The organism is Streptomyces sp. CC208A (assembly GCF_030010625.1).
Taxonomy (GTDB): domain Bacteria; phylum Actinomycetota; class Actinomycetes; order Streptomycetales; family Streptomycetaceae; genus Streptomyces.
In genome coordinates this window covers 184,029-205,397 of the sequence record NZ_JASCXN010000004.1, presented here as the reverse complement: position 1 = coordinate 205,397, position 21,369 = coordinate 184,029, and the positions used below count along the sequence as shown (strand labels likewise).

Sequence of the window (21,369 nt, the reverse complement as noted above, 5' to 3'; positions counted from 1 at the left end):
ACCCTCAGAAGACCGGCGGATTCAGCTCGACGGAGCGGACGGCGGCGGCCAGCGCGAGCGGCCCGCCGACATCGAGGGCGGTGTCGGCGAACTTGATCGTGTGGTCGTCGCCGTGCGCCGCCGCCCGGGCGAAGACCTCCTCGGCGGTGAGGGAGTCGTCCGCCGCGTACGGGACGGCCTCCCGCGGCGTGTACGCGGCCGTCACCGCCGCCGAGGCCGACCAGGCGGCGGCCAGGCTCGGCGCCCAGAGGGAGCGGGGCAGCGCGGGCAGGGCCCGCAGGACGGCGTTGGGCGCGGTCGCCGCGTGCACCAGCATGATCGGCTCCCCGTGCCCGTGCGTGGCGTACCGGTGCACGGCCGCCGTCACCAGCTCCGCCAGCCGCTCCCGTACCGCCTCCGGCTCGGTCTCCGCGCCCCACACGGGCAGGGCCGTCAGCTGGGCGAGCCGCGCCCGGATCCCGCCCTCCTGCTCCGGCACCGGCGGTACGGCGGCGAGCGCGGCGGCCGCGTCCGGCGCGGCGGCCGGCGGGGCGAGCGGCGGCAGCGGCTGGTGGCGGGCCGCCCAGTAGCCCAGCGCGTGCGCCAGCTCGGCCCGCCGCGGCGCCGTCTCCCCGCCGGGCGCGAGCAGCGTCCGTACGGCGTGCCCGGTACGGATCACCGGATGCGTCGCCCCGCCCGCGATCCCCGGCAGCAGTCGCGGCCACCACTCGGCCAGCACCTCCCGCCACGCCCTGTCGTCCACCTCGCGGGCGAAGAAGCGGGCCCAGTCGGTGATCCGGGCCGGGTCGCCCAGCGCCTCCCGCCAGTTCTCCGCGGTGACCGGGGCGTACGGGGCGGGCGCCTCCTCCAGCTTCGGCGCGTAGGCGTCGAGCCAGCGGTGCACGGCCGCGGAGTGGCCGTGGCGGGTCAGCGCCTCCACGGCCATGGGGGCGTGGTTGGTGAGCCAGCCGTCCCGCTCGGGACCGGTGGAGTGGAGCCGTTCGAGGGCCTCGTCGAGGATTCCGGTGGTGTCCATGCCGGTGAAGGTAGGGCGAGCGGGGCCCGTCCCGGAACGGCCTCGGGACCTACACCGCGGGACCGAGGCAACCCTGGGCCGCTGGTCCGGCGTCGTAGGAAAAGAGGGACGGAGACGGCCGGGAGTGTGACGACCGTCTCACCGACAGTGCGGTCGGTGAAGGCCCGGAGTGCGGCCCGACCTGCCCTGACCTGCGCATCCACACCGGCGGCGGAGCACGGGAGGGGGCGGGTGGCCGCGCAGGATACTGCATGATCGCGAAAATCCTGAGCCTCCTGGGAATTCTGTCCCGATTCCGGTCGTTGTTTCCGTCGGATGCAGGGCACCCGCGAGGGTGTCGCGACCTACTCAGCAAGGGAGCACGCATGGCAACCCGTGCCGTCGCCCGTAGTCAGTCCACTGCCAGGAGCACCAAGAGCGGGGACGGCCGGGCAAGCAGCGTTCGCGCCGTGGGCGGGGAGATCGCCGACCGCGACCTGGTCGGCATGTACCTCGACGAGATCGCGCGCACCCCCCTGCTCGACGCCGCCAAGGAGGTCGAGCTCTCCCAGACGATCGAGGCCGGCGTTTACGCCCAGCAGATCCTCGACGGCACTGTGACATCAGCCGCTACCGCGGCGGGGTCGAGCGACGCCGCCGGAGCGACCCGCGAGGAGCTCGAAGCGCTGGTCGCCGAGGGCGAGCGTGCCAAGGACCTCTTCATCAAGTCCAACCTGCGACTCGTCGTGGCCGTCGCCCGGCGCTACCCGCGCAGCGGACTGCCGCTCCTCGACCTGATCCAGGAGGGGAACGCGGGCCTGGTGCGCGCGGTCGAGAAGTTCGACTACACCAAGGGCTTCAAGTTCTCCACGTACGCCACGTGGTGGATCCGCCAGGCCATCACCCGGTCCATCGCCGACCAGTCCCGCACCATCCGCCTCCCCGTCCACCTCGTGGAGGAACTGGGCCGGATCCGCCGCGTCCAGCGCGAGTTCAACCGCGAACACGGCCGCGAGCCGGAGCCCGCCGAGATCGCGGAGGAACTGGGCTCCACGGCGGAGCGGGTCACGGACGTCCTGGACTGGGCGCGCGACCCGGTCTCGCTGAACATGTCCGTCGACGACGAGGGCGAGACCCAGTTCGGCGACCTCCTGGAGGACACCTCGGCGATCTCCCCGGAGCAGTCCGTCCTCACGCTGCTCCGCAGCGAGGAGCTCGACGACCTCATCGACAAGCTCGACCACCGCACCGCCTCCATCATCCGCATGCGGTACGGCATCGAGGACGGCCGCGAACGAACCCTCACGGAGGTCGGCAAGGAACACGGCCTGACCCGCGAGCGCATCCGCCAGATCGAGAAGCACGCGCTCCTGGAACTGAAGAAGATGGCCCGGGACACGGGCTTCGACGCGGTGGCCTAGGAGCGGCCGGCAACCAGGGCCCTGCGGCGGCCCGCACCCGCCGGGGCCGCGCCCCGCCGCACCCCCGTGCGGGGCGGCGGCGCGGCGCCCGAGGCGGGACGTCAGCCGACCGCTGCCGCCAGGCGTGTCGCGAGGGACTGGAGGTAGGTGCGGAGAGGGGTGGGTGCGTGGACGGTGAAGGGGACGTCCATGAGGGCCAGGCGGAGGGCCAGCCACTCGACGGAGTCGGGGACACGGGCCCGCAGACGGCAGGCGTCCGGGCCGGTCGCGACGGCGACGAGGTGCGCGGGGAGGCGCGCCGCCACCGTCTCCACCGGCGCCGCGAACGAGACGTCGAGGTCCACCTCCCCCTGCGCCCGCTGCATCGACCGCACCAGATACGCCGCCTCGTCCCCCTCCGGCAGCTCCCGCGGAGCGAACCGCGCCCCCGTCGCGAACGGCTCGGTGACCCGGTCGACCCGGAAGGTCCGCCAGTCCTCGCGCCCGAGGTCGTACGCGACGAGGTACCAGCGCCGGCCCGTCGACACCAGCCGGTACGGCTCGACAAGGCGTTTCGTCTCCGCCCCGTCGCCCGCCCGGTAGCTGAACCGCAGCTTCTCCCGGCCGGTCACCGCGCCCGCCAGGGCCGTCAGGGTGGAGGGCGCGATCGTGGCGCCGTCGCCGCGGGTCAGCGGGAGCGTCGCGTTCTGGAGCGTGGAGACCCGCTGCCGCAGCCGCGCCGGCAGCACCTGCTCCAGCTTGGCCAGGGCCCGTACCGAGGCCTCGTCGACGCCCTCGACGGCATGCCCGGCACCGGCCCGCAGGCCCACCGCGATGGCGACGGCCTCCTCGTCGTCGAGGAGCAGCGGAGGCATCGCCGTACCGGCGACGAGCCGGTAGCCGCCCACCGCGCCCCTGGTCGCCTCGACGGGATAGCCGAGGTCCCGGAGCCGGTCGATGTCGCGGCGGATCGTGCGCGCGGAGACCGAGAGCCGCTCGGCGAGCTCGCTGCCGGGCCACTCGCGCGGGGTCTGGAGGAGCGAGAGCAGATTGAGGAGTCGTGCCGGGGTGTCCGTCATGGCGCCCATGATGCTGCGTCATTAGGACGCATGCTGTCCTGTACGACTTCTATGGTCCTCCCATGAGCGCACACGAGACCGACGCCGCCACGGAGGCGGACAGCAGCACCCCCGGGGACAGCCGACGCTGGATAGCCCTGGCCATCGTCATGACGGCCGCCTTCATGGACCTGGTCGACGCCACCATCGTCAACATCGCGATCCCCAGCATCGAGCACGACCTGGGCGCCACCACCAGCGCCATCCAGTGGATCACCGCCGGATACGCCCTCGCCTTCGCGGCCGGCCTCATCACCGGCGGCCGCCTCGGCGACATCTACGGCCGCAAGCGGCTCTTCCTCCTCGGCACCGCGGGCTTCACCGTCGCCTCCGCGCTGTGCGGCCTCGCCGCCAACTCGGAGATGCTGGTCGCCTCCCGCCTCCTCCAGGGCGCGGCGGCCGCGATGATGGTGCCGCAGGTGCTGTCGATCGTCCACGTCACCTTCCCCGCCCACGAGCGCGGCAAGGTCTTCGGCATGTTCGGCGCGGTCGTCGGCCTCGGCGCGGTCTCCGGACCGCTGCTCGGCGCGCTGCTCACCGAGTGGAACATCGCGGGCCTGGAGTGGCGGCCCATCTTCCTCATCAACCTGCCGGTGGGCGTCGCCGCGCTGCTCCTCGGCCGGATGTACATCACCGAGTCGAAGGCCCCGAAGGCACTCCGCCTCGACCTGGTCGGCGTCCTGCTCGTCACCACCGCCCTGCTTCTGCTCATCTACCCGCTGACCCGGGGCCGCGAGCTGGACTGGCCGCTGTGGGGCCACGTGATGATGGCGGCCAGCCCGCTGGTCTTCGCCGCCCTCGTCGCCTACGAGCGGTACAAGACGCGGAAGGACGGCTCCCCGCTCGTCGAGCTGTCCCTGTTCCGGGTGAAGTCCTTCGCCGCCGGCATCGCCGTACAGCTGACCTTCGGCATCGCCCTCGGCATCTTCTTCCTGGTGTGGACGCTCTACATGCAGATCGGTCTCGGCTGGAGCGCCCTCAAGGCGGGCCTGACCGGGGTGCCGTTCTCGATCGCGGTCTCCATGGCCGCCGGCCTGTCGGTGCAGCTCCTCGTGCCCCGCTTCGGCCGCAAGGTGCTCCAGGCGGGCGCGCTGACGATGGTCGCGGGCATCCTGCTGTACTTCTTCGCCGCCGGGCGGTACGGGGCGGAGATCTCGTCCTGGCAGATGATCCCGGCCCTTGTGGTGATGGGCCTCGGCATGGGGCTGATCGTGGCGCCCCTGACGGACGCGGTGCTCTCGGAGGTCCCGAAGGAGCACGCGGGTTCGGCCTCCGGCCTGATCAACATGACCGGCCAGATGGGCAACGCGATCGGTCTCGGCCTGGTGGCGGTCGTCTTCTTCGGCGTCGTCGACGACCGGCTCCCGGCGGCCACCTCCCCGACGGGCGTCGCGGAGGCCTTCGCGGACGCCTTCCGCAACTCCCTCGGCTGGGCCGCGGTCGTCCTCGCCGGCATCTTCCTGGTGATGTTCGCCCTCCCGGCGAAGCCCAAGCAGCACCTGGAGGCCGGCGCGTCCGACGCCGGCCCGGCCGCCGCGGAGAAGGAACCGGCGCTCGCCTCCTGAGCGGCGCGCACGACCTCCGCGCGAAGGGCCTCGGTCTCCGGAGACCGAGGCCCTTCGGCGTGTCAGGACGGTTCGGTGTCTCCGCTAGCGGTTGACCGTGCCGCGGAGGCTCAGGTCGCCCTTGAACTCGCCCTTGTAGGCGGAGGAGCGGAGCATGACCGGGGTCGGGGTGGTCTGCTGCACCCAGGGCTCGTCCCAGACGAAGGTGCCGCCCATGATGTCGCCGTGGGTCTGCCAGACGGCCCCGGCCGGAGTGATCACCTTGACGAAGGCGTCGTTGCCCTGGGCCTCGATGGAGATGCCGCAGGCATCGGCCGGATAGTTCGGGTTGGCCGGATCCGTCATGGTCGCCGTCGTGTTGGTGAGGTCCTGCCACACGATCGTCCCACCGGGGGTGGACGCCTTCCCGACGAACGCCTTGCCGCCCTAGAGCGCGGCCTGGAAGTCCTCGCTGTTGGACGGGCTGTAGGTGTCGATGTCCACGCAGGGCCCGGCGGGGCCGGTGGCCCCGGTGTCACCCTTCGGCCCGGCAGGCCCGGTGTCACCCTTCGGCCCGGCAGGCCCGGTGTCACCCTTCGGCCCGGCAGGCCCGGTGTCACCCTTCGGCCCGGCAGGCCCGGTGTCACCCTTCGGCCCGGCGGGGCCGGTGTCACCCTTCGGGCCGACGGGCCCGGCAGGTCCGGTGGGTCCGGTGGGCCCGGTGGGACCCGTGGGTCCGCGGTCGCCCTTCGGCCCCTTGTCGCCCTTGTCACCCTTCGGACCCTTGTCGCCCTTCGGGCCCTTGTCGCCCTTCGGGCCCTTCGGTCCGGGCGGGCCCGTGGGACCCGTCGGGCCCTTGCAGCCGGTGCTGCCGCCCGCCTCCGTGCTCGGGACGCCGGCCGCCGCGGCGGCACCCTCCTGCGCCAGGAACTCCTCCAGGGCGGAGGTGTCCGGGCTGCCCGGAAGGGCCCGGTGCTTGCAGCCCGTCAGGGGGTTGGACACCGCCGTCTCCGAGGCCGGGGCCTGCGGGGCACCCCACGCGGAGGCGGCCGGCGCGAAACCGGTCAGGACGAGCGCGACCGAGGCCAGCGTGCCGCCGCCGAGCAGGACGCGCCGCCGGGGCAGCGGTCCGAGCGGGGACCGGGTCCTGGGGTCAGGACGCATGAGGGTGCTCCTTCCTTCGCCGGCACCCAGCGGCACCGGCGCGAAAACCGTGGGGAGATCCGGGTCCGGGCCGGACGCGCCGCCCGGACCCGGATCGTGGGATGAACTTTCCATCAGGTCATCGGATCGCGTTCGCGAAGTCTTGACGGGGTTCAGGGCACTCTCAGCGCCATGGCGTAGCGGTGCCAGCCGAATGGATGCGTACGCGGCGGCGAACGTGAACCGCCCTGTCGGCGTGCCGCCGCCGCGCCCCCACCGGGCCGTGCCTACCGTCGCCCCCCGACCGAACCGCGAGAAGTGGTGTTGCCATGCGGCCGTCCCTCTGCTTGTGCATGATCGTCAAGAACGAGTCCTCGGTCATCGAGCGGTGCCTCGCCTCCGTCCGTGACCTCGTGGACACCTGGGTCATCTCCGACACCGGCTCCACCGACGGCACCCAGGACCTGATCAGGAAGGCCCTCGACGGGATCCCCGGCGAGCTGGTGGAGGAGCCCTGGGTGGACTTCGGGCACAACCGCAGCCTGAACATCGCCCGCGCGCGGGCCCGCGTCGGCGCGGACGGCCGGGACGGCTACCTGCTGCTCCTCGACGCCGACCACGTCCTTCGCCAGGACGGCCCGCTGCCGGAGCTGACGGCCGACGCGTACATGCTGCGCCACGAGGGCGAGCTGGAGTACCGGATCAAGCGCCTGGTCCGGGCCTCCCTGCCGTGGCGGTACGAGGGCGTCACCCACGAGTACCTGACCGCGGACCGCGACCACGAGCAGCGGAACCTGGACGCCCTGGTCATCGAGGACCACGCCGACGGCGGCTCACGGCACGACAAGTTCGAGCGGGACGCCCGGCTGCTCGGAGCCGAACTCGTCCGCGACCCGAGCAACCCGCGTACGGTCTTCTACCTCGCCCAGACCATGCGGGACATGGGCCGAACGGGGGAGGCGATCGCGCTCTACGAGCGGCGCGCGGCCATGGGCGGCTGGGCCGAGGAGGTGTACTACGCCCTGCTCCAGGCCGGGGTCCTCGCCGCCGAGTCGGGCGACTGGCCGACCGGGCAGGACGCCCTCGTACGCGCCTGGGAGACCCGCCCCGAACGGCTGGAGGCGGTGTACGAACTCGCCTCGCGGCTCCGTATCGCCGGCCGCCACCACACCGCCCACGCCCTCCTCTCGGCCGTCCTCGACCGGCCCGCGCCCGCCGACGACCTGCTCTTCCTCCAGCCGTGGGTCTACCGCTGGGGGCTGCTCTTCGAGTACTCGATCACCGCCTACTGGGTCGGCGACCACGCGGCCTCGCTCGCCGCCTGCGACCGGCTCCTCGACCTGCCCGATCTGCCCGCCCGGTACCGCGAACAGGCTGCTGCCAACCGGGAGTTCGCGGTGCGGGCCCTGGGGGTGCCGGTCCAGGTCTGAACCGGCGTGCCCGGCCTACGGGGGGCTCAGCGGACGCGGGAACGGGCCTCCATCGCCCGGCGGGCCGCGGCCTCCGACTCGTACACCTCGCACATGTGCCGGCCGTCCGGCGTGGCCGTGTGCTCGACCTCCCACAGGCTCAGCTCGGAGCCGTCGAGCAGCAGGAACCGGTGCTCGTAGAGGCTGAAGCCGGCGTCCCGGCCACCCTCCACGGGGCAGTTGCGGCCGAAGACCTGGGTGATGTGGTGGCCGAAGGCGATCCGCAGCCGGCGGGCGGTCCGCTCGGAGGGCCGGTCCGCGTTCTCCGCGCGGCGCAGGACGCGGCGGGCGTGGTCCGCCGAGTCGTCCGGCACGTACATCCGGGGCTGGGCCGGTATCGGACGGGCGAACAGCGCGCCCAGCGCGGCCAGGTCGTCGTCCTCCCCGGACGGACCTCCGTCCGAGCGCTCCACGGTCCACTCCGGCGGCGGGCCCGCCGACAGCCGGGAGGCGGCGAGCCGGGCCTCCGCCTCCTCCGCGTACAGCTCGTGCTGCTCGGCGCCGTCCCGGCCCGCGTTGTGCACGAGCTCCCAGAGAGTGAGGGCGCTGCCGTCGGACAGCAGATAGGCGTGGCGGTAGAGGGTGCGGCGCAGCGAGGAACTGTGGTGCGCGGAGTGCAGCGCGGTGGAGTGGGCCAGCGCCGACTCCAGGCGCTCCACCGTCGCGTCGGGCAGGTCGAAGGAGTTGAGCGCCCGGCCGAGCAGCCGCTCGACGTGCGCCTCGGTCGTCTCGTACGGATCGTGGTGATCCCGCGGATCGTTCAAGAGGGTCTCCAGGCCGTCGCCGCATGTCACTTGGTGCTTGCTTAACGTAGTCCCTGGGTCCGACAACGGGGTCGGGTTACGGAGAACGAGGGACCCCCGGGGGAAGTTCCCGGCCCAACTCCCGCCCTGTCGCCGGGACTACCGGCCCTGGTCTACCGGCCCTGGACTACCGGCTCCGGGGCTGTCGGCCCCGGGGCTGCCGGTCCTTGGGCGGGCCGTACAGCTCCCCGTACGAGGGGAAGTCGCCGCCCGGGCCGCGCAGGCCCCCGGGGGCGGCGAGCACCGCGCGGACGATCGCGCGGGTCACCAGGTCGGCGCCGGCGGCCAGCAGGTCGTTGAGGGCGAGCGGCCCCGCCTCGGCGGGCAGTTCCCGGGCGCCGGTCGCGAGCGCGAAGACGGTGTCGCCGTCGTTCATCAGGTGCACCGGCCGGATCGCGCGGGCGATGCCGTCGTGCGCCGTGCCCGCCAGCTTCTGCGCCTGGGCGCGGGTCAGGGCCGCGTCCGTGGCCACCACCGCGAGCGTGGTGTTCAGCGGCGGCCGGACGGAGGCGGCCCGCGCCTCGGCGAGCCGCCGGGACGCCGCCTCGTGGACCTCGCGCGGGGGAAGCTCCGGCGGGGCGTCCTCGAAGAGGCTGCCGTACAGGGCCCCGGTCCCGGGGTGCACCGCCGAACCGACCGCGTTCGCCACCACCAGGGCGCCGACCGTGATCCCGGACTCCAGACGGAGGCTCGCCGTGCCGACGCCGCCGCGCAGCCCGCCGACGACCGCCCCGGTGCCGGCGCCGACCGCGCCCGTCGCCACGCGCGCGTGGTCCCCGCCCGCCGCCGCGGCCTCCACCGCGGCCCGGCCGGTGGCGGCGTCCGGGCGGGCCGCGAAGTCGCCGCCCCGGCCCAGGTCGAAGACGCACGCGGCCGGCACGACCGGCACCACGTGCGCCGGATCGGGACCGACCCTGACCCCGCGACGGTGCTCCTCCAGCCAGGCCATCACCCCGGCGGCGGCCTCCAGGCCGTAGGCGCTGCCGCCGGTCAGGACGACCGCCTCGATCCGCTGGACCACGTTCCTCGGGTCGAGGGCGTCCGTCTCCCGGGTCCCCGGCCCCCCGCCGCGTACGTCCACGGCGGCCACCGCCCCGCCCTCCGGGGCGAGGACGACGGTGGTCCCGGACAGCGCCCGGACCCCCGCCACGCGCGCGTGCCCGACGCGTACCCCGGACACGTCGGCGATGCCGTCGGGGGAGAACCACGCGGTCTCTGTCATGTCCCCTTCCTATCTCAAGAGGGCCCCTGCCTCACGGAGTTCCCCGCCTCAGGCGGGGCGGGGCGCCCTGGTGGCCGGATTCCGCGCGGTGAGCGTCACCCCGATCGCCACCGTGGCCGCCGCCACCAGACCGGCCGCGAGCACCGCCCAGCTCCCCGCGAAGGAACACAGCAGGATCGCCGCCGCCGACCCCGGCAGCACCGCCTGCTGGGCGAGCCCGACCTTGAAGTGGCGGGCGTGCAGCAGCCACACCGACAGCAGGAAGACCGCCGTCGGGACCGTCACCGCCGCCGACGCGGCGAGCGTGCTGATGTGGGCCTCGCCGACGGCCTGCTCGACCGCGATCTCCAGGCCCGCGCCGATCGCCGCCGCCGACGCGAAGATCACGTAATGGCCGTACCCCCACAGGAAGCCCTGCCGGCTGTCGGTCAGCCGGTCGTGCGCCGGGACGACGAAGTAGATCCACCAGGCGGAGAAGACGATCAGCAGCCCGCCCGCCGCGATCGGAAGCAGCTCGTTCAGGGCGTCGTTCTCGACCACCCCCGTCTTCACGGCCACCGTCGCCGCCGCCACCGACTCGCCGAGCACGATGATCGTGAAAAGCCCGTACCGCTCCGCGATGTGGTGCGGATGCCAGGTGCTCGGCGCGGCCTTCTCCGCGTACACCGGCACCGCCAGCTCCACCAGCGCCATCACCAGGAACACCCACGGCAGGGCCCCCTCCGGCACGACCAGCAGCGTCAGCCAGCCGACCTGCGCCGCGAGGACCCCGCCCGCGTACCGCCGGCACATCGTCCGCTCCTCCGGCGACGAGGCGTGACGGGCGGCCCGCAGCCACTGCGAGGCGAGCGCCACCCGCATCACCACATAGCCCAGGTAGACGACGAGGAAGTCGTGGTCGTCGAAGGCCCGCGAGACTCCGGCGGCGAGGATCAGCACCCCGGCGATCTGAACGAGCGTCACGATCCGGTACAGAACGTCGTCATTGTCGTAAGCAGAGGCGAACCAGGAGAAGTTCATCCAGGCCCACCAGATCGCGAAGAAGACCATCGCGTAGTTCAGGACGCCCTCACCGGCGTGCCCCTCGGCGATCGCGTGCACGAGCGACACGCCCGCCTGGGCGACGGCGACGACGAAACACAGGTCGAAGAAGAGTTCCAGCGGCGTGGCCGAGCGGTGCGACTCCTCGCGGGACCGCGCGGTGAGCGGCAGGAAGGGCTGTCTCATCGGGCTCATGGGGCCAGGACAGCACGCCGCCCCCGCTCCCGCCCCCGCACGCCACGCGGAACACCGTCAGGGGCTTCCGCCGGTGCTCGGTGCCCCACTTCCAGGTGGGGGCGGGGCCGACGGCGATCACGTGATACCGGCCTTCGCGCACATCGACAGCAGGCGTGCGCGGAGCTTGCCGGCGGGGAGGCCTGAGCCGAGCGGCAGTGACAGCCGGTGCCGGACCGTGCGGATCCCGGCGTCCAGGGACCGCGGACGCGCGTGCCGGGCGCGGCGGGACGGAGCCCACTGATCATGCGTGTTCGCGGCGACCGAGCAGGCCCACCGGGAAGACGGGACGGCGGTCGGTTCCCGCTTCCGTGCCGCCCATGTCTCGGCGGAGTGCTCCAGCCCGCCTCGCACGCGGCGAGCCGGATCCCCGGACGCCAGCCGCCCATGTGCGCGCCCATGGCCTGCAGGACCTCATCGTCCCGGGCGGTCAGACCCTTGAGCCGGTCCCGGATGCTGACACCGGACGGACCGTCTGCGACGAACGGAGGCGCGAGCCGCCGCGACCGCCCCCTCTCCGCCGTGCCCATCACTCCCGCCCAACCCGCCGGAGACCGACACCGCGGACCTGACCGGCACCATCGGCAACCAACCCGGAGGCGAACGGAAAAGACGGACTTGTGCAGGCTTCCACGTGCTTCTGCACACCTGGCGGTGCGCAGTTCCGCATCCCGGACCGTCCTGTGACACGTTCACCCCTCCAAGGGGCAAAACGGGCCTAATGGGTACATAAGTCCTACCGTGGGCCCCGTGACCGAGCCACCGCAGACCGCCGAACCCCTCCCCGTACCGGACGGTCCCGCACCGGCCGCGGACGCGCCGACGGCCCAGACACCCGCGGACGTCCGGCGCCGTGCCGTCCTCGCCGGCACCACCGTCTCCGTCCTGCTGATCCTCGCGATCGTCTTCGGCAGCCGGCTGCTGCGCGACTTCGACTCGGCCCTGCTGCCCTATGCCGTCGCCACCGTCTTCCTCGCCTTCGGCGTCGCCTACCGCTACACCGTCTGGGTCTCCGCCCCCGGCGCCCGGCGCCTCTTCCGGCAGGGGTGGCGCTCCTTCTTCTCCGCCGCGAACTTCCGCAGGGCCCCCACCGCCGTGCCGAGGATGATCGCCACCTACCTCGGCCTCCAGAAGTTCCTCGGCGCCCGCTCGCACGCCCGCTGGGCCGCTCACCAGCTCCTCTTCTGGGGGTGCGTCCTCGCCGCGCTCATCACCTTCCCCCTCACCTGGGGCTGGTTCACCTTCACCTCCGGCACCGGCGACGGACCCGGCTACGAGATGCGGATCTGGGGCTTCAAGATCCTCGGCTTCGACTCGCTCGGCGTCGCCGGCTGGCTCATGTTCCACGGCCTGGACCTCGCCGCCGTCCTTGTCATCGCCGGAGCCGCCTACTTCCTGTGGCGGCGCATGAAGGACCGCGGCGCCATCACCGGCCAGCGCTTCGCCTACGACATGATCCCGCTGATCGCCCTGATCGTCATCTCGGTCACCGGCCTGCTGCTCACCTTCTCGTCGGTCTTCCTGCACGGCGGCGGCTACGCGTTCCTGGCCGTCCTCCACATGGCCTCGGTCGTCTTCACCCTCGTCTACATCCCCTTCGGGAAGTTCTTCCACATCGTCCAGCGGCCCGCCGCCGTCGGCATGCAGCTCTTCAAGTACACCTCCCGCCGCGAGGACGGCGAGGAGCTGAAGGCCTGCCGCCGCTGCCACGAACCCATCGACACCGCCCCCTACGTCGAGAACCTGCGCGACACCATGAAGGACCTCAGGCTCGACTTCGACGCATGGGCCGAGTACTGCCCCCGCTGCAAGCGCGTCCTCCGCGGCAACGCCTACCTCGACCACGTGAAGAAGGGCTTCAAGTAAGTGACCGCCACCGGCCCTTCCCGCAGGCTGCCGCTCGATCCCTCCGTCGCCCCGCCCGGCGCCCGTGCCTTCCGCGACGCCGGCGGCCTCCCCGCCGACCGCTGGCACGCCGACCAGAGCGGCGAGACCCTCGTCCCCACCCACTGCTGCTTCTGCGGCGTGCAGTGCGGCATGTACCTGCGCGTCGACCGCGCCGGCAAGGTCTTCGGCGTCGAACCCCGCAACCACGACATCAACCGGATGCGGCTCTGCCCCAAGGGCGTCAACGCCTACCAGCAGGTCAACCACCCCGACCGGCTCACCTCCCCACTCATGCGCCCGAGCCGCGACGAACCGTTCCGCGAGGTCGGCTGGGAGGAGGCGCTCGACCACACCGCCGCCGAGATCCGCCGCATCCAGGACGAGTACGGCCACGACGCCTTCGGGCTCCTCGGCGGCGCCAGCCTCTTCTCCGAGAAGACCTACCTCGTCGGCAAGTTCGCCCGGGTCGCCCTCAGGACCAGGCACGTCGACTACAACGGCCGCCTCTGCATGGTCTCCGCCGCCGGCGCCAACAAGCTCGCCTTCGGCATCGACCGGGCCGGCAACCCCTTCTCCGACATCCTCCTCACCGACTGCCTCCTCATCGCCGGCTCCAACGTCGGCGAATGCTTCCCGGTGATGACCCAGTACCTGTGGGGGGCCCGCGACCGCGGCGCCACCCTCATCGTGGTCGACCCCCGGCAGACCGCCGTCGCCCGCACCGCCGACCTCCACGTCGCCCTCAGGCCCGGCACCGACTCGGCCTTCTTCAACGCCGTCCTCCACGTGATCGTCGCCGAGGGCCTCACCGACGAGGCGTACCTCGCCGCCCACACCACCGGCTGGGACGAGGTCAGGGCCACCGTCGCCGAGTACCCGCCGGCCCGCTCCGCGCAGCTCTGCGGCGTCCCCGAGGAACAGATCGTCCAGGTCGCCCGCATGTTCGCCGGCGCCGGCAGGGCCATGGCCTGGCACGCCCGCGGCGTCGAACACCACTCCCAGGGCGTCGAGAACTGCCTCAGCATCATCAACCTGTGCGTCGCCACCGGGAACATCGGCCGACCCGGCGCCGGCTACGGCACCATCACCGGCCAGGGCAACGGCCAGGGCGGCCGCGAACACGGCCAGAAGTCCGACCTCCTCCCCGGCGGCCGCTCCATCTCCGACCCCGAGCACCGCCGCCAGATCTGCGAGATCTGGGGCATCGAGGAGTCCGAACTCCCGCCCGCCGGCACCTCCATGATGGAGATGGTCTGGCAGATGCAGCGCAAGGAGATCCGCGGCCTCATCGGCGTCTGCAACAACCCCTTCGTCTCCCTCCCGCACTACGCCACGGTCAAGGAGGGCTACGACACCCTCCAGTTCCACGCCCAGTTCGACTTCTTCCTCTCCGAGACCGCCGCCAACGCCCACGTCGTCCTCCCCGTCACCGTCTGGGCCGAGGACGAGGGCGTCATGGCCAACGCCGAGGCCCGCGTCGTCAAGCACAACAAGGCCCAGGAACCCCCGGCCGGCGTCCGCACCGACACCTGGGTCCTGTGCGAGCTCGCCAAAAGGCTCGGCGCCGGCGACAAGTTCGCCTTCCCCGACTCCCGGTCCGTCTTCGAGGAGCTGCGGATCGCCTCCGTCGGCACCGTCAACGACTACTACGGCATCACCTACGAACGCCTGGAGGAGACCGGCGGCATCGCCTGGCCCTGCCCCACCACCGACCACCCCGGCACCCCCCGCCTCTTCGAGGACGGGCGCACCTACCACCCCGACGGAAAGATCCACCTCCAGGTCGTCGAATGGCACCCGCCGATGGACCCCCACAGCGAGGAGTACCCCCTCTCGCTCACCACCGGCCGCACCGTCGCCCACTTCCTCTCCGGCAACCAGACCCGCCGGCTCGGAGCCCTCGTCGAACAGACCCCCCGCCCCTGGGTCGAGGTCCACCCCTCCCACGGCTTCAGCAACGGCGACCCCGTCCGCGTCGTCACCCGCCGCGGCAGCGCGGTCTTCCCCGCCCTCGTCACCGAGGCCATCCGCCCCGACACCGTCTTCGTCCCCTACCACTGGCCCGCCCCCACCGCCGCGAACACCCTCACCGTCGACGCCCTCGACCCCCGCTCGAAGATCCCCGAGTACAAGGTCTGCGCCGCCCGCGTCGAACCCGCCGAACGCGTCGACGCCGTCCCCGCGCCGCCGACCGCCCCCGGCCGCACCGCCTACCCGGAGACCCAGGTCTCCCGCACCGACCCCCTGCCTCCCACCGCTCCGCAGGGCCGGGGCACCGCGGAGAGGAGCTGACCGCCCATGATGGGCCGCACGATCTTCATCGACCCGGGCCGCTGCATCGGCTGCCAGGCCTGCGTCTCCGCCTGCCGCGAATGCGACTCGCACCGCGGCAAGTCGATGATCCACCTCGACTATCCCGACGAAGGTCACTCCGTCGCCTCCCTTCCCACCGTCTGCATGCACTGCGAGGACCCCGTCGCCCCCTGCGCCGAGGTCTGCCCCGCCGACGCGATCCTCGTGACCGCCGACGGCGTGGTGCAGCAGGCCGACACCACCCGCTGCATCGGCTGCGCCAACTGCGTCAACGCCTGCCCCTTCGGCGTGCCGAAGATCGACCTCCGGGCGAAGCTCCAGATGAAGTGCAATCTCTGTTACGACCGCACCGCCTACGGTCTCGCCCCCATGTGCGCCACCGTCTGCCCCACCGGCGCCCTCTTCTACGGCACCCTCGACGAACTCCGCGCCGAGCGCCCCGGCGTCCAGGTCGCCGACTCCTTCACCTTCGGCGACGTCGTCGTCCACACCGGCGTGGCGATGGTCGTCCCCGCCGACAAGGTCCAGTGGCCCGTCCCCGGCGGCCTGCCCGTCGTCGAGATCAACGGAGTCGACGTCCGATGAGCGTCACCGACCCGCAGCCGCCCGCGCCGGAGGCCGGCGCCGACGCCGCCCAGGAGGCGCTGCGCGACCGGATCGCCGCCGACTCCCTCACCACCCGCCGCGACTACCTGCGGATCGTCGCCACCGTCTCCGGCGGCCTCGCCGTCGGCGGCGTCGCCGTCGCCTCCGGGATCCTGCACCGGCACGGCGACACCGACGGCGCACCCGCACCGAAGAGGATCGCCGACCGGATCCTGCCCGGCGAGTCCCTCGCCTTCCGCTACCCCGGCGACGAGGACCGGGCCATCGCGGTACGCATGGAGGACGGCACCCTCGCCGGTTACTCCGCCGTCTGCACCCACCTCGCCTGCGCCGTCCTCTGGCGCAAGGACCGGGGCAGCGAGGGCGAGCTGTACTGCCCCTGCCACGAGGGGGTCTTCGACGCCCGTACGGGAGAGGTCACCGCCGGCCCGCCGCCGCGCGGCCTGCCCAAGGTCGTCCTGATCGAGCAGGTCGACGGCAGCGTCTGGGCCATCGGCACCGCCCGCTCCGGCGAGACCGCCCGCGAGGGCCTGTGCCGCCAGCAGGGCGACGCCCTGCGCCTGTGCCGCGCCCAGGCCGAAAGAGCTGTCGGCGCCGCCGCCGAGAGGAGCGAACGTCCATGACGGACGACAGCCCGTTCCCCCGGGACCCGGAGGCCCCGCGCCCGCCGGCGCCCGAGCCGCCCCCGTACCGCCCGGGCAGCGCCCAGCCGCGGCTGAACCGCCCGGTGCAAGAGCGCTATCCGCAGATCCGGCCCACCAGCGGGTACGGCGACCCCCGGATCCGGCACACCGGGCCGGGCCCCGGGGCGGGCACGGAGCAGGAACCGGAGCGCTCCTCGAAGCTGTCGGCGCGACTGGTGCTGGCGCTCACGGTGGTGATCGGCCAGCTCTGGGGGCTGACCGTCGTGGTGGACGAGTGGATGGCCGGCGACACCGGCACCGCGTGGTGGGGCGCGGGCTTCCTCGTCCTGTCGTTCCTGGTGGTCCTCGGCCTGTGGGCGCTGGACCCGAAGGACCGCTGATCGGAAGGCCGTGGATCGGAAGGCCGTGGGGAGGGAGGCCGCCGGCCGGGAAACGGCGGATCGGGCAGGTCAGGGGCGGGAGAGCGGGCGTACCCTGAAGATATGAGCACCGCCCCCGCCCACGGACCGCGAGACGCGAAGCCGACCGGCATTCGGCCGAATTCCGAGAACCCTCCGAAGCCGGTGATCGTCTTCGACGATCCGCTCGACGTCCAGTCCGCGGACGACACGGACCGCGGGTGGGGCGAGCGGCCTCCGGCCGGCGGCAGCGCCGCCGACCTCGCGCGCTTCCTCGACGAGAAGCCGCCGCACCACCTCTGACGCCGGAGCGCCCCTCCGGTCAGGAGGTGGAGTGCGTCCCGGTGTTGCTGCTCGGGCCGCGCTGCGAGACCAGGTGGTCGCGGATCTCCTTGAGCACCTCCAGCTCGCTGACCTCCAGGACCTCCTCGACGCCCTCCTTCGCCTTGTCGTGCGCGGCACGCTTGGCGAGGATCCTGGCCATCGGCAGGACCATCAGGAAGTAGACGACGGCCGCCGTGATCAGGAAGCTGAGGACCGCGCTCAGCACCAGGCCCCACTGGAGCTCGATGCCCTGCATCTCGCCGTCCACGATCGTGCAGGGGTCCTTGATGCAGGTGCTGTAACTCTCCAGGTCCTGCGTGCCGAAGGCGCCCACGACCGGGTTGATGATGCCCTTGACCACCGAGTTCACGATGTTGGTGAACGCGGCACCGATGACGACCGCCACCGCCAGGTCGATCACGTTTCCGCGCATCAGGAAGGCCTTGAAGCCCGCCAGCACGCTTTCCTTCTTCTCGGCCACCAAGGTGCCTTTCTTCGTGTGTACCGCTGTGTGCGGAGCCATTAGGCCGTGAAGGGCGCAAGGCCGTCCAATCCGTACACACGGGACGGTGACTTGACAGTGAGTCCGTGCGAATCAGCACACCGTCACCGCCAGTTGGGACGTGACACCGGCACCCGCCAGTGCTGTCGCCGTCGCCCGGGGCACGGCCAGGACGATCAGCGCCCCGCCGTCCGGACGGGCCTCATACGGCCGTGGTACGTCGGCCACCCGGGCGGCCCGTGCCACCACCCGCACCGGGCTGCCGCCGCCCCCGAGCGGGGAGCCGGTGGTCGGGGCGGCGATGACGTCCACCCGGTCGCCGGCGCGCAGGAGCCGTACGGCCTCCGCGTCCGCGATCCGTACGGGCGCGGAGACGAGCCGGACCGGGGCGGGGGCGCGGGCCGCGGGAGCGGACACGGGGCGCGCCCCGGGGTCGTACCGTCCCGGTGGGGCGGGCAGCGCGGCGGTCAGGGCGAGCGCCGCGGCAGTGAGGACGAGGAGCGCGCCGGGTGCGCGGCGCAGCCGCGGCCGGAACCGCGCGCCGCGGACCCGCAGCGGCGGGAAGTCCGGCACCTCGCAGGGGGAGGGGACGGAGCCGACGGCGGATGTGGACGTGAGCGTACGAGTCGTGTTCATGCGGCCACTGTCCCGCCCGCGCCGCGATCCCGCTCCGGCCTGTGGACGGCTCACGTCCTGTGGACAACTCGCCCACCCCCGCGGGTGGTTTACCGACTTCTACGGCAGTTCGATGCCGAGGTCCCAGCCATCGTGGGCATGAGTGCAGAGACAGTCGCGGTCCACCGTGGCGGGGAGGGCGGAGATCGCGTCGAAGAGGACGTCGCGGAGCCGGCCGATGTTCTCGCGGAAGACGCGCAGGACCTCGGTGTGGGAGACGCCCTCGCCGGTCTCGGTGCCGGCGTCGAGGTCGGTGACGAGGGTGAGGGAGGTGTAGCAGAGGCCGAGTTCGCGGGCGAGGACGGCTTCGGGGTGGCCGGTCATGCCGACGACGGACCAGCCGTTGGCAGCGTGCCAGCGGGACTCGGCGCGGGTGGAGAAGCGGGGGCCTTCGACGACGACGAGGGTGCCGCCGTCCACGGCCTGCCAGTCCCGGCCGCGGGCGGCCTTGAGCGCGGCCTGCCGCCCGTCGGGGCAGTAGGGGTCGGCGAAGGAGACGTGGAGGACGTTCGGGACGGCGCCGTCGGGGCGCGGCTCGCCGTCGAAGTAGGTCTGGACACGGTTCTTCGTCCGGTCGATCAGCTGGTCGGGGACGAGGAGGGTGCCGGGGCCGTACTCGGGACGCAGCCCGCCGACGGCGCAGGGACCGAGGACCTGGCGGACGCCGAGGGAGCGGAGGGCCCAGAGGTTGGCGCGGTAGTTGATCCGGTGCGGGGGGATGCGGTGGTCGCGGCCGTGGCGGGGGAGGAAGGCGATCCGCCGGCCCGCCACCTCGCCGAGGAAGAGGGAGTCGCTGGGGTCGCCGTAGGGGGTGGTGACGGTGACTTCGCGGACGTCGTCGAGGAAGGAGTAGAAACCGGAGCCGCCGATCACACCGATCTCGGCGTGGTCGTCGAAGGAAGAGGAGGAAGAGGAGTCGGACGCGGTGCTGGTGCCGGGAGTCGTCGCCATGGACGTCACCCTACGCAGCGCCCCGGACGCGCCGGGACCCGGCCGCGTCTCTGTGAGCACGGCCGGGTCCCGGCGGGGTTATGGGGTCCGGCGTCAGGCGGCCGGAGTCGAGGACGCCGACGAGGACGTCGTCGAGGCCGGCTTCGAGTCCGAAGAGGACGACGAGGTGGACGTCGTCGAGGACGTCGAGCTCTTCGAGGCCGGGGAGCTGCTGGACGAGGCGCCGCGGCTGTCGTTCCGGTAGAAGCCCGAGCCCTTGAAGACGATGCCGACGGCCGAGAACACCTTCTTGAGGCGGCCGTGGCAGGCGGGGCACTCGGTCAGCGCGTCATCCGTGAACTTCTGGACCGCCTCAAGGCCCTCGCCGCACTCGGTGCACTGGTACTGGTAGGTCGGCACTAGTCTTCCTCCTGGCACTCTCACTCGATGAGTGCTAACGATTTTCCATGTTAACGGTTTCCGGGGCCCGATCGGAGTAAGATTCGTCACCTGCCTCGGCAGCGGTCAGGGCTTGGCCGTCACGGAAGTTTCCGGGCTCGAGTGAGAAGCCGCCTCATCGTAGGCGGAGGAGTCGCAGTGACGCATTCCGCCGGTGTTGAAGAGGCGGAAGGAGAAGGCGTCACATCTCAGTGGCCGCGACGAGACCGCGGTCGACCGTGCCGCGCGCGACCGTACGGGTCGCGCGCGCCGGCCGCAGTCGCGAACGCAGGGCGACGAGGGTGACGAAGGCGAGCGCGGTGCCGGCGGCCGGGACGAGGAACCCGGCGGCGGAGCCGTGGGCGTCGGCGAGCCGGCCGGCGACCGTGACGGCCATGGCCTGGCCGAGGGCGACGGCGCCGGTGAGCCAGGTGAACGCCTCGGTCCGGGCGGAGGCCGGGACCAGGGTCTCCACGATGGTGTAGCCGGTGATCAGGGCCGGGGCGATGCACAGGCCGACGACGAGGCCGAGGGCGCCGAGCAGCACCACCGAGTGCGCGGTCCACAGCAGGGAGGCGGCGACGGTGAGGCCGGCGTAGCCCAGGACCAGGCGGCGGCGGGGGCCGGTCTTCCAGGTGACGGCGCCCATGGCGATGCCGGCGAGCATGTTGCCGGCCGCGAAGACGCCGTACAGCAGGCCGTTGGCGCCGGGGTTGCCGATCTCCTCGGTGAAGGCGGTGAGCGAGACCTGCATGCCGCCGAAGACGGCGCCGATGCCGAGGAAGGCGACGATCAGGACGCGGACGCCGGGGATGGAGAGCGCGGAGCGGCGCGGTTCGGCGTCGGCCCGGCCGACGGCGGCGAGCAGGCCGTGCGGCGGCTGGGTGGCGCGCTGGGCGGCGAAGAAGAGACCGCCGACGAGGGTGAGGGCGGCCTCGGTGATCAGACCGGCGGCCGGGTGGACGCCGGTGCACAGCGCGGTCGCGAGGACCGGGCCGACGACGAAGGTGAACTCGTCGGTGACGGACTCGAAGGCCGCGGCGGTCGGCATCAGCGGGCTGCCGTCGAGCTTGGCGGCCCAGCGGGCCCGGACCATGGGACCGACCTGCGGCACGGACGCGCCGGCGGGCACGGCGGCCAGGAACAGCGCCCACAGCGGGGCGCCGGCCAGCGCGAGCGCGACGAGCAGGGAGACCGCGGCGGCGTGGACGATCACGCCCGGGACGAGGACGGCCCGCTGGCCGAAGCGGTCGGCGAGCTTGCCGCTCTGCGGGGCGAAGAGCGCCATGGAGACGCCGGTGACGGCGGCGACGGCGCCGGCGCTGCCGTAGGAACCGGTGGTGTGCTGGACCAGCAGGACGATGCCGATGGTGAGCATCGCGAAGGGCTGCCGGGCGGCGAAGCCCGGAATCAGGAACGAGAGCGCACCGGGGGTGCGCAGCAGCTGCCCGTAGCCGGGCCGCTTCCCGGAGACGACCGTGGACGCCACGGTCCTTGCCTTTCTGCCGCCTGGTAGCGCGCGGGCACGGTGGTGCCGGTCTCGCCGAGAGCTGTCCTCTTGCGCGGAACTGCGGTAGATACCGGCGGGCCCCCGCTGCGGGAGGGGGCGCGCGGCCGCCATACGGTCGCGCCAGCTCTGCGTCAGGCAGAGTTGGTTCGATCAAGTGTGCCTTCATGGTACAGG

21 protein-coding genes are annotated in these 21,369 nt (G+C 72.8%); 9 read left to right on the top strand and 12 right to left on the bottom strand.

The features are described from left to right. Positions 1–4: 4 nt before the first annotated feature. A complete protein-coding gene (locus tag QK442_RS07090; RefSeq protein WP_282692975.1) occupies positions 5–1,015 on the bottom strand; it encodes a questin oxidase family protein in 1,011 nt (336 codons plus the stop codon). Positions 1,016–1,380: 365 nt separating this feature from the next. Between QK442_RS07090 and QK442_RS07085 the strand changes: the two genes are divergently transcribed. After that, positions 1,381–2,415, top strand: coding sequence for a sigma-70 family RNA polymerase sigma factor (locus tag QK442_RS07085; protein ID WP_282692974.1), 1,035 nt, complete (start codon positions 1,381–1,383; stop codon positions 2,413–2,415). Between the two features lie 101 nt (positions 2,416–2,516). Here QK442_RS07085 and QK442_RS07080 read toward each other — a convergent pair whose 3' ends face one another. Then, complete coding sequence (locus tag QK442_RS07080) at positions 2,517–3,473, bottom strand: transcriptional regulator (protein WP_282692973.1); 957 nt, start codon at positions 3,471–3,473, stop codon at positions 2,517–2,519. Positions 3,474–3,535: 62 nt separating this feature from the next. Between QK442_RS07080 and QK442_RS07075 the strand changes: the two genes are divergently transcribed. Beyond that, complete coding sequence (locus QK442_RS07075; protein WP_282692972.1) at positions 3,536–5,077, top strand: MFS transporter; 1,542 nt, start codon at positions 3,536–3,538, stop codon at positions 5,075–5,077. An 84-nt stretch (positions 5,078–5,161) separates the two neighbouring features. Here the strand turns inward: QK442_RS07075 and QK442_RS07070 are convergent, their stop codons facing one another. Together QK442_RS07070 and QK442_RS07065 are read right to left on the bottom strand one after the other, a co-directional pair. Next, on the bottom strand, positions 5,162–5,455 hold the full coding sequence (locus tag QK442_RS07070) for a hypothetical protein (RefSeq protein ID WP_282692971.1): 294 nt from the start codon (positions 5,453–5,455) through the stop codon (positions 5,162–5,164). A 48-nt stretch (positions 5,456–5,503) separates the two neighbouring features. Further along, positions 5,504–6,220 carry a hypothetical protein gene (locus QK442_RS07065; RefSeq protein WP_282692970.1) on the bottom strand — a complete coding sequence of 239 codons (717 nt, stop codon included), beginning with the start codon at positions 6,218–6,220 and terminating at the stop codon, positions 5,504–5,506. Between the two features lie 332 nt (positions 6,221–6,552). On the opposite strand from QK442_RS07065, the gene QK442_RS07060 reads away from it, so the two are divergent. Then, positions 6,553–7,629: a glycosyltransferase gene (locus QK442_RS07060; RefSeq protein WP_282692969.1), complete on the top strand. Its 1,077-nt coding sequence runs from the start codon at positions 6,553–6,555 to the stop codon at positions 7,627–7,629. A gap of 26 nt (positions 7,630–7,655) precedes the next feature. On the opposite strand, the gene QK442_RS07055 is transcribed toward QK442_RS07060, so the two are convergent. The 3 genes from QK442_RS07055 to QK442_RS07045 all read right to left on the bottom strand — a co-directional run bounded on the left by QK442_RS07055 (position 7,656) and on the right by QK442_RS07045 (position 10,920). Then, positions 7,656–8,432: a DUF6227 family protein gene (locus QK442_RS07055; protein WP_282692968.1), complete on the bottom strand. Its 777-nt coding sequence runs from the start codon at positions 8,430–8,432 to the stop codon at positions 7,656–7,658. Between the two features lie 166 nt (positions 8,433–8,598). Continuing rightward, complete coding sequence (locus QK442_RS07050; protein ID WP_282692967.1) at positions 8,599–9,693, bottom strand: P1 family peptidase; 1,095 nt, start codon at positions 9,691–9,693, stop codon at positions 8,599–8,601. A gap of 48 nt (positions 9,694–9,741) precedes the next feature. Beyond that, positions 9,742–10,920, bottom strand: a complete 1,179-nt coding sequence (locus QK442_RS07045; RefSeq protein ID WP_282693123.1) for a low temperature requirement protein A — start codon at positions 10,918–10,920, stop codon at positions 9,742–9,744. Between the two features lie 933 nt (positions 10,921–11,853). On the opposite strand from QK442_RS07045, the gene QK442_RS07035 reads away from it, so the two are divergent. From QK442_RS07035 to QK442_RS07010, 6 genes are all read left to right on the top strand, one after another. Further along, on the top strand, positions 11,854–12,834 hold the full coding sequence (locus tag QK442_RS07035) for an MFS transporter (RefSeq protein ID WP_282693122.1): 981 nt from the start codon (positions 11,854–11,856) through the stop codon (positions 12,832–12,834). Beyond that, complete coding sequence (locus QK442_RS07030) at positions 12,835–15,147, top strand: molybdopterin oxidoreductase family protein (protein ID WP_282692966.1); 2,313 nt, start codon at positions 12,835–12,837, stop codon at positions 15,145–15,147. 6 nt (positions 15,148–15,153) lie between these two features. Then, on the top strand, positions 15,154–15,753 hold the full coding sequence (locus QK442_RS07025) for a 4Fe-4S dicluster domain-containing protein (RefSeq protein ID WP_282692965.1): 600 nt from the start codon (positions 15,154–15,156) through the stop codon (positions 15,751–15,753). Then, the gene (locus QK442_RS07020) at positions 15,750–16,397 is read left to right on the top strand and encodes a Rieske (2Fe-2S) protein (RefSeq protein ID WP_282692964.1); all 648 of its coding nucleotides are present in this window, start codon (positions 15,750–15,752) and stop codon (positions 16,395–16,397) included. Before QK442_RS07025 ends, QK442_RS07020 begins: the two co-directional genes overlap by 4 nt. Continuing rightward, positions 16,394–16,798: a DUF6755 family protein gene (locus QK442_RS07015; RefSeq protein WP_282692963.1), complete on the top strand. Its 405-nt coding sequence runs from the start codon at positions 16,394–16,396 to the stop codon at positions 16,796–16,798. Before QK442_RS07020 ends, QK442_RS07015 begins: the two co-directional genes overlap by 4 nt. 102 nt (positions 16,799–16,900) lie before the next feature. Then, a complete protein-coding gene (locus tag QK442_RS07010) occupies positions 16,901–17,119 on the top strand; it encodes a hypothetical protein (RefSeq protein WP_282692962.1) in 219 nt (72 codons plus the stop codon). 19 nt (positions 17,120–17,138) lie between these two features. Here the strand turns inward: QK442_RS07010 and mscL are convergent, their stop codons facing one another. From mscL to QK442_RS06985, 5 genes are all read right to left on the bottom strand, one after another. Beyond that, complete coding sequence (gene mscL, locus QK442_RS07005) at positions 17,139–17,621, bottom strand: large conductance mechanosensitive channel protein MscL (RefSeq protein ID WP_282692961.1); 483 nt, start codon at positions 17,619–17,621, stop codon at positions 17,139–17,141. Between the two features lie 114 nt (positions 17,622–17,735). Then, complete coding sequence (locus QK442_RS07000) at positions 17,736–18,278, bottom strand: hypothetical protein (RefSeq protein WP_282692960.1); 543 nt, start codon at positions 18,276–18,278, stop codon at positions 17,736–17,738. A 99-nt stretch (positions 18,279–18,377) separates the two neighbouring features. Then, positions 18,378–19,268, bottom strand: a complete 891-nt coding sequence (locus tag QK442_RS06995) for an S-methyl-5'-thioadenosine phosphorylase (protein WP_282692959.1) — start codon at positions 19,266–19,268, stop codon at positions 18,378–18,380. Positions 19,269–19,361: 93 nt separating this feature from the next. Beyond that, positions 19,362–19,667 carry an FmdB family zinc ribbon protein gene (locus QK442_RS06990; RefSeq protein WP_282692958.1) on the bottom strand — a complete coding sequence of 102 codons (306 nt, stop codon included), beginning with the start codon at positions 19,665–19,667 and terminating at the stop codon, positions 19,362–19,364. Between the two features lie 220 nt (positions 19,668–19,887). Next, positions 19,888–21,174, bottom strand: a complete 1,287-nt coding sequence (locus QK442_RS06985; RefSeq protein ID WP_282692957.1) for an MFS transporter — start codon at positions 21,172–21,174, stop codon at positions 19,888–19,890. Positions 21,175–21,369: the final 195 nt, after the last annotated feature.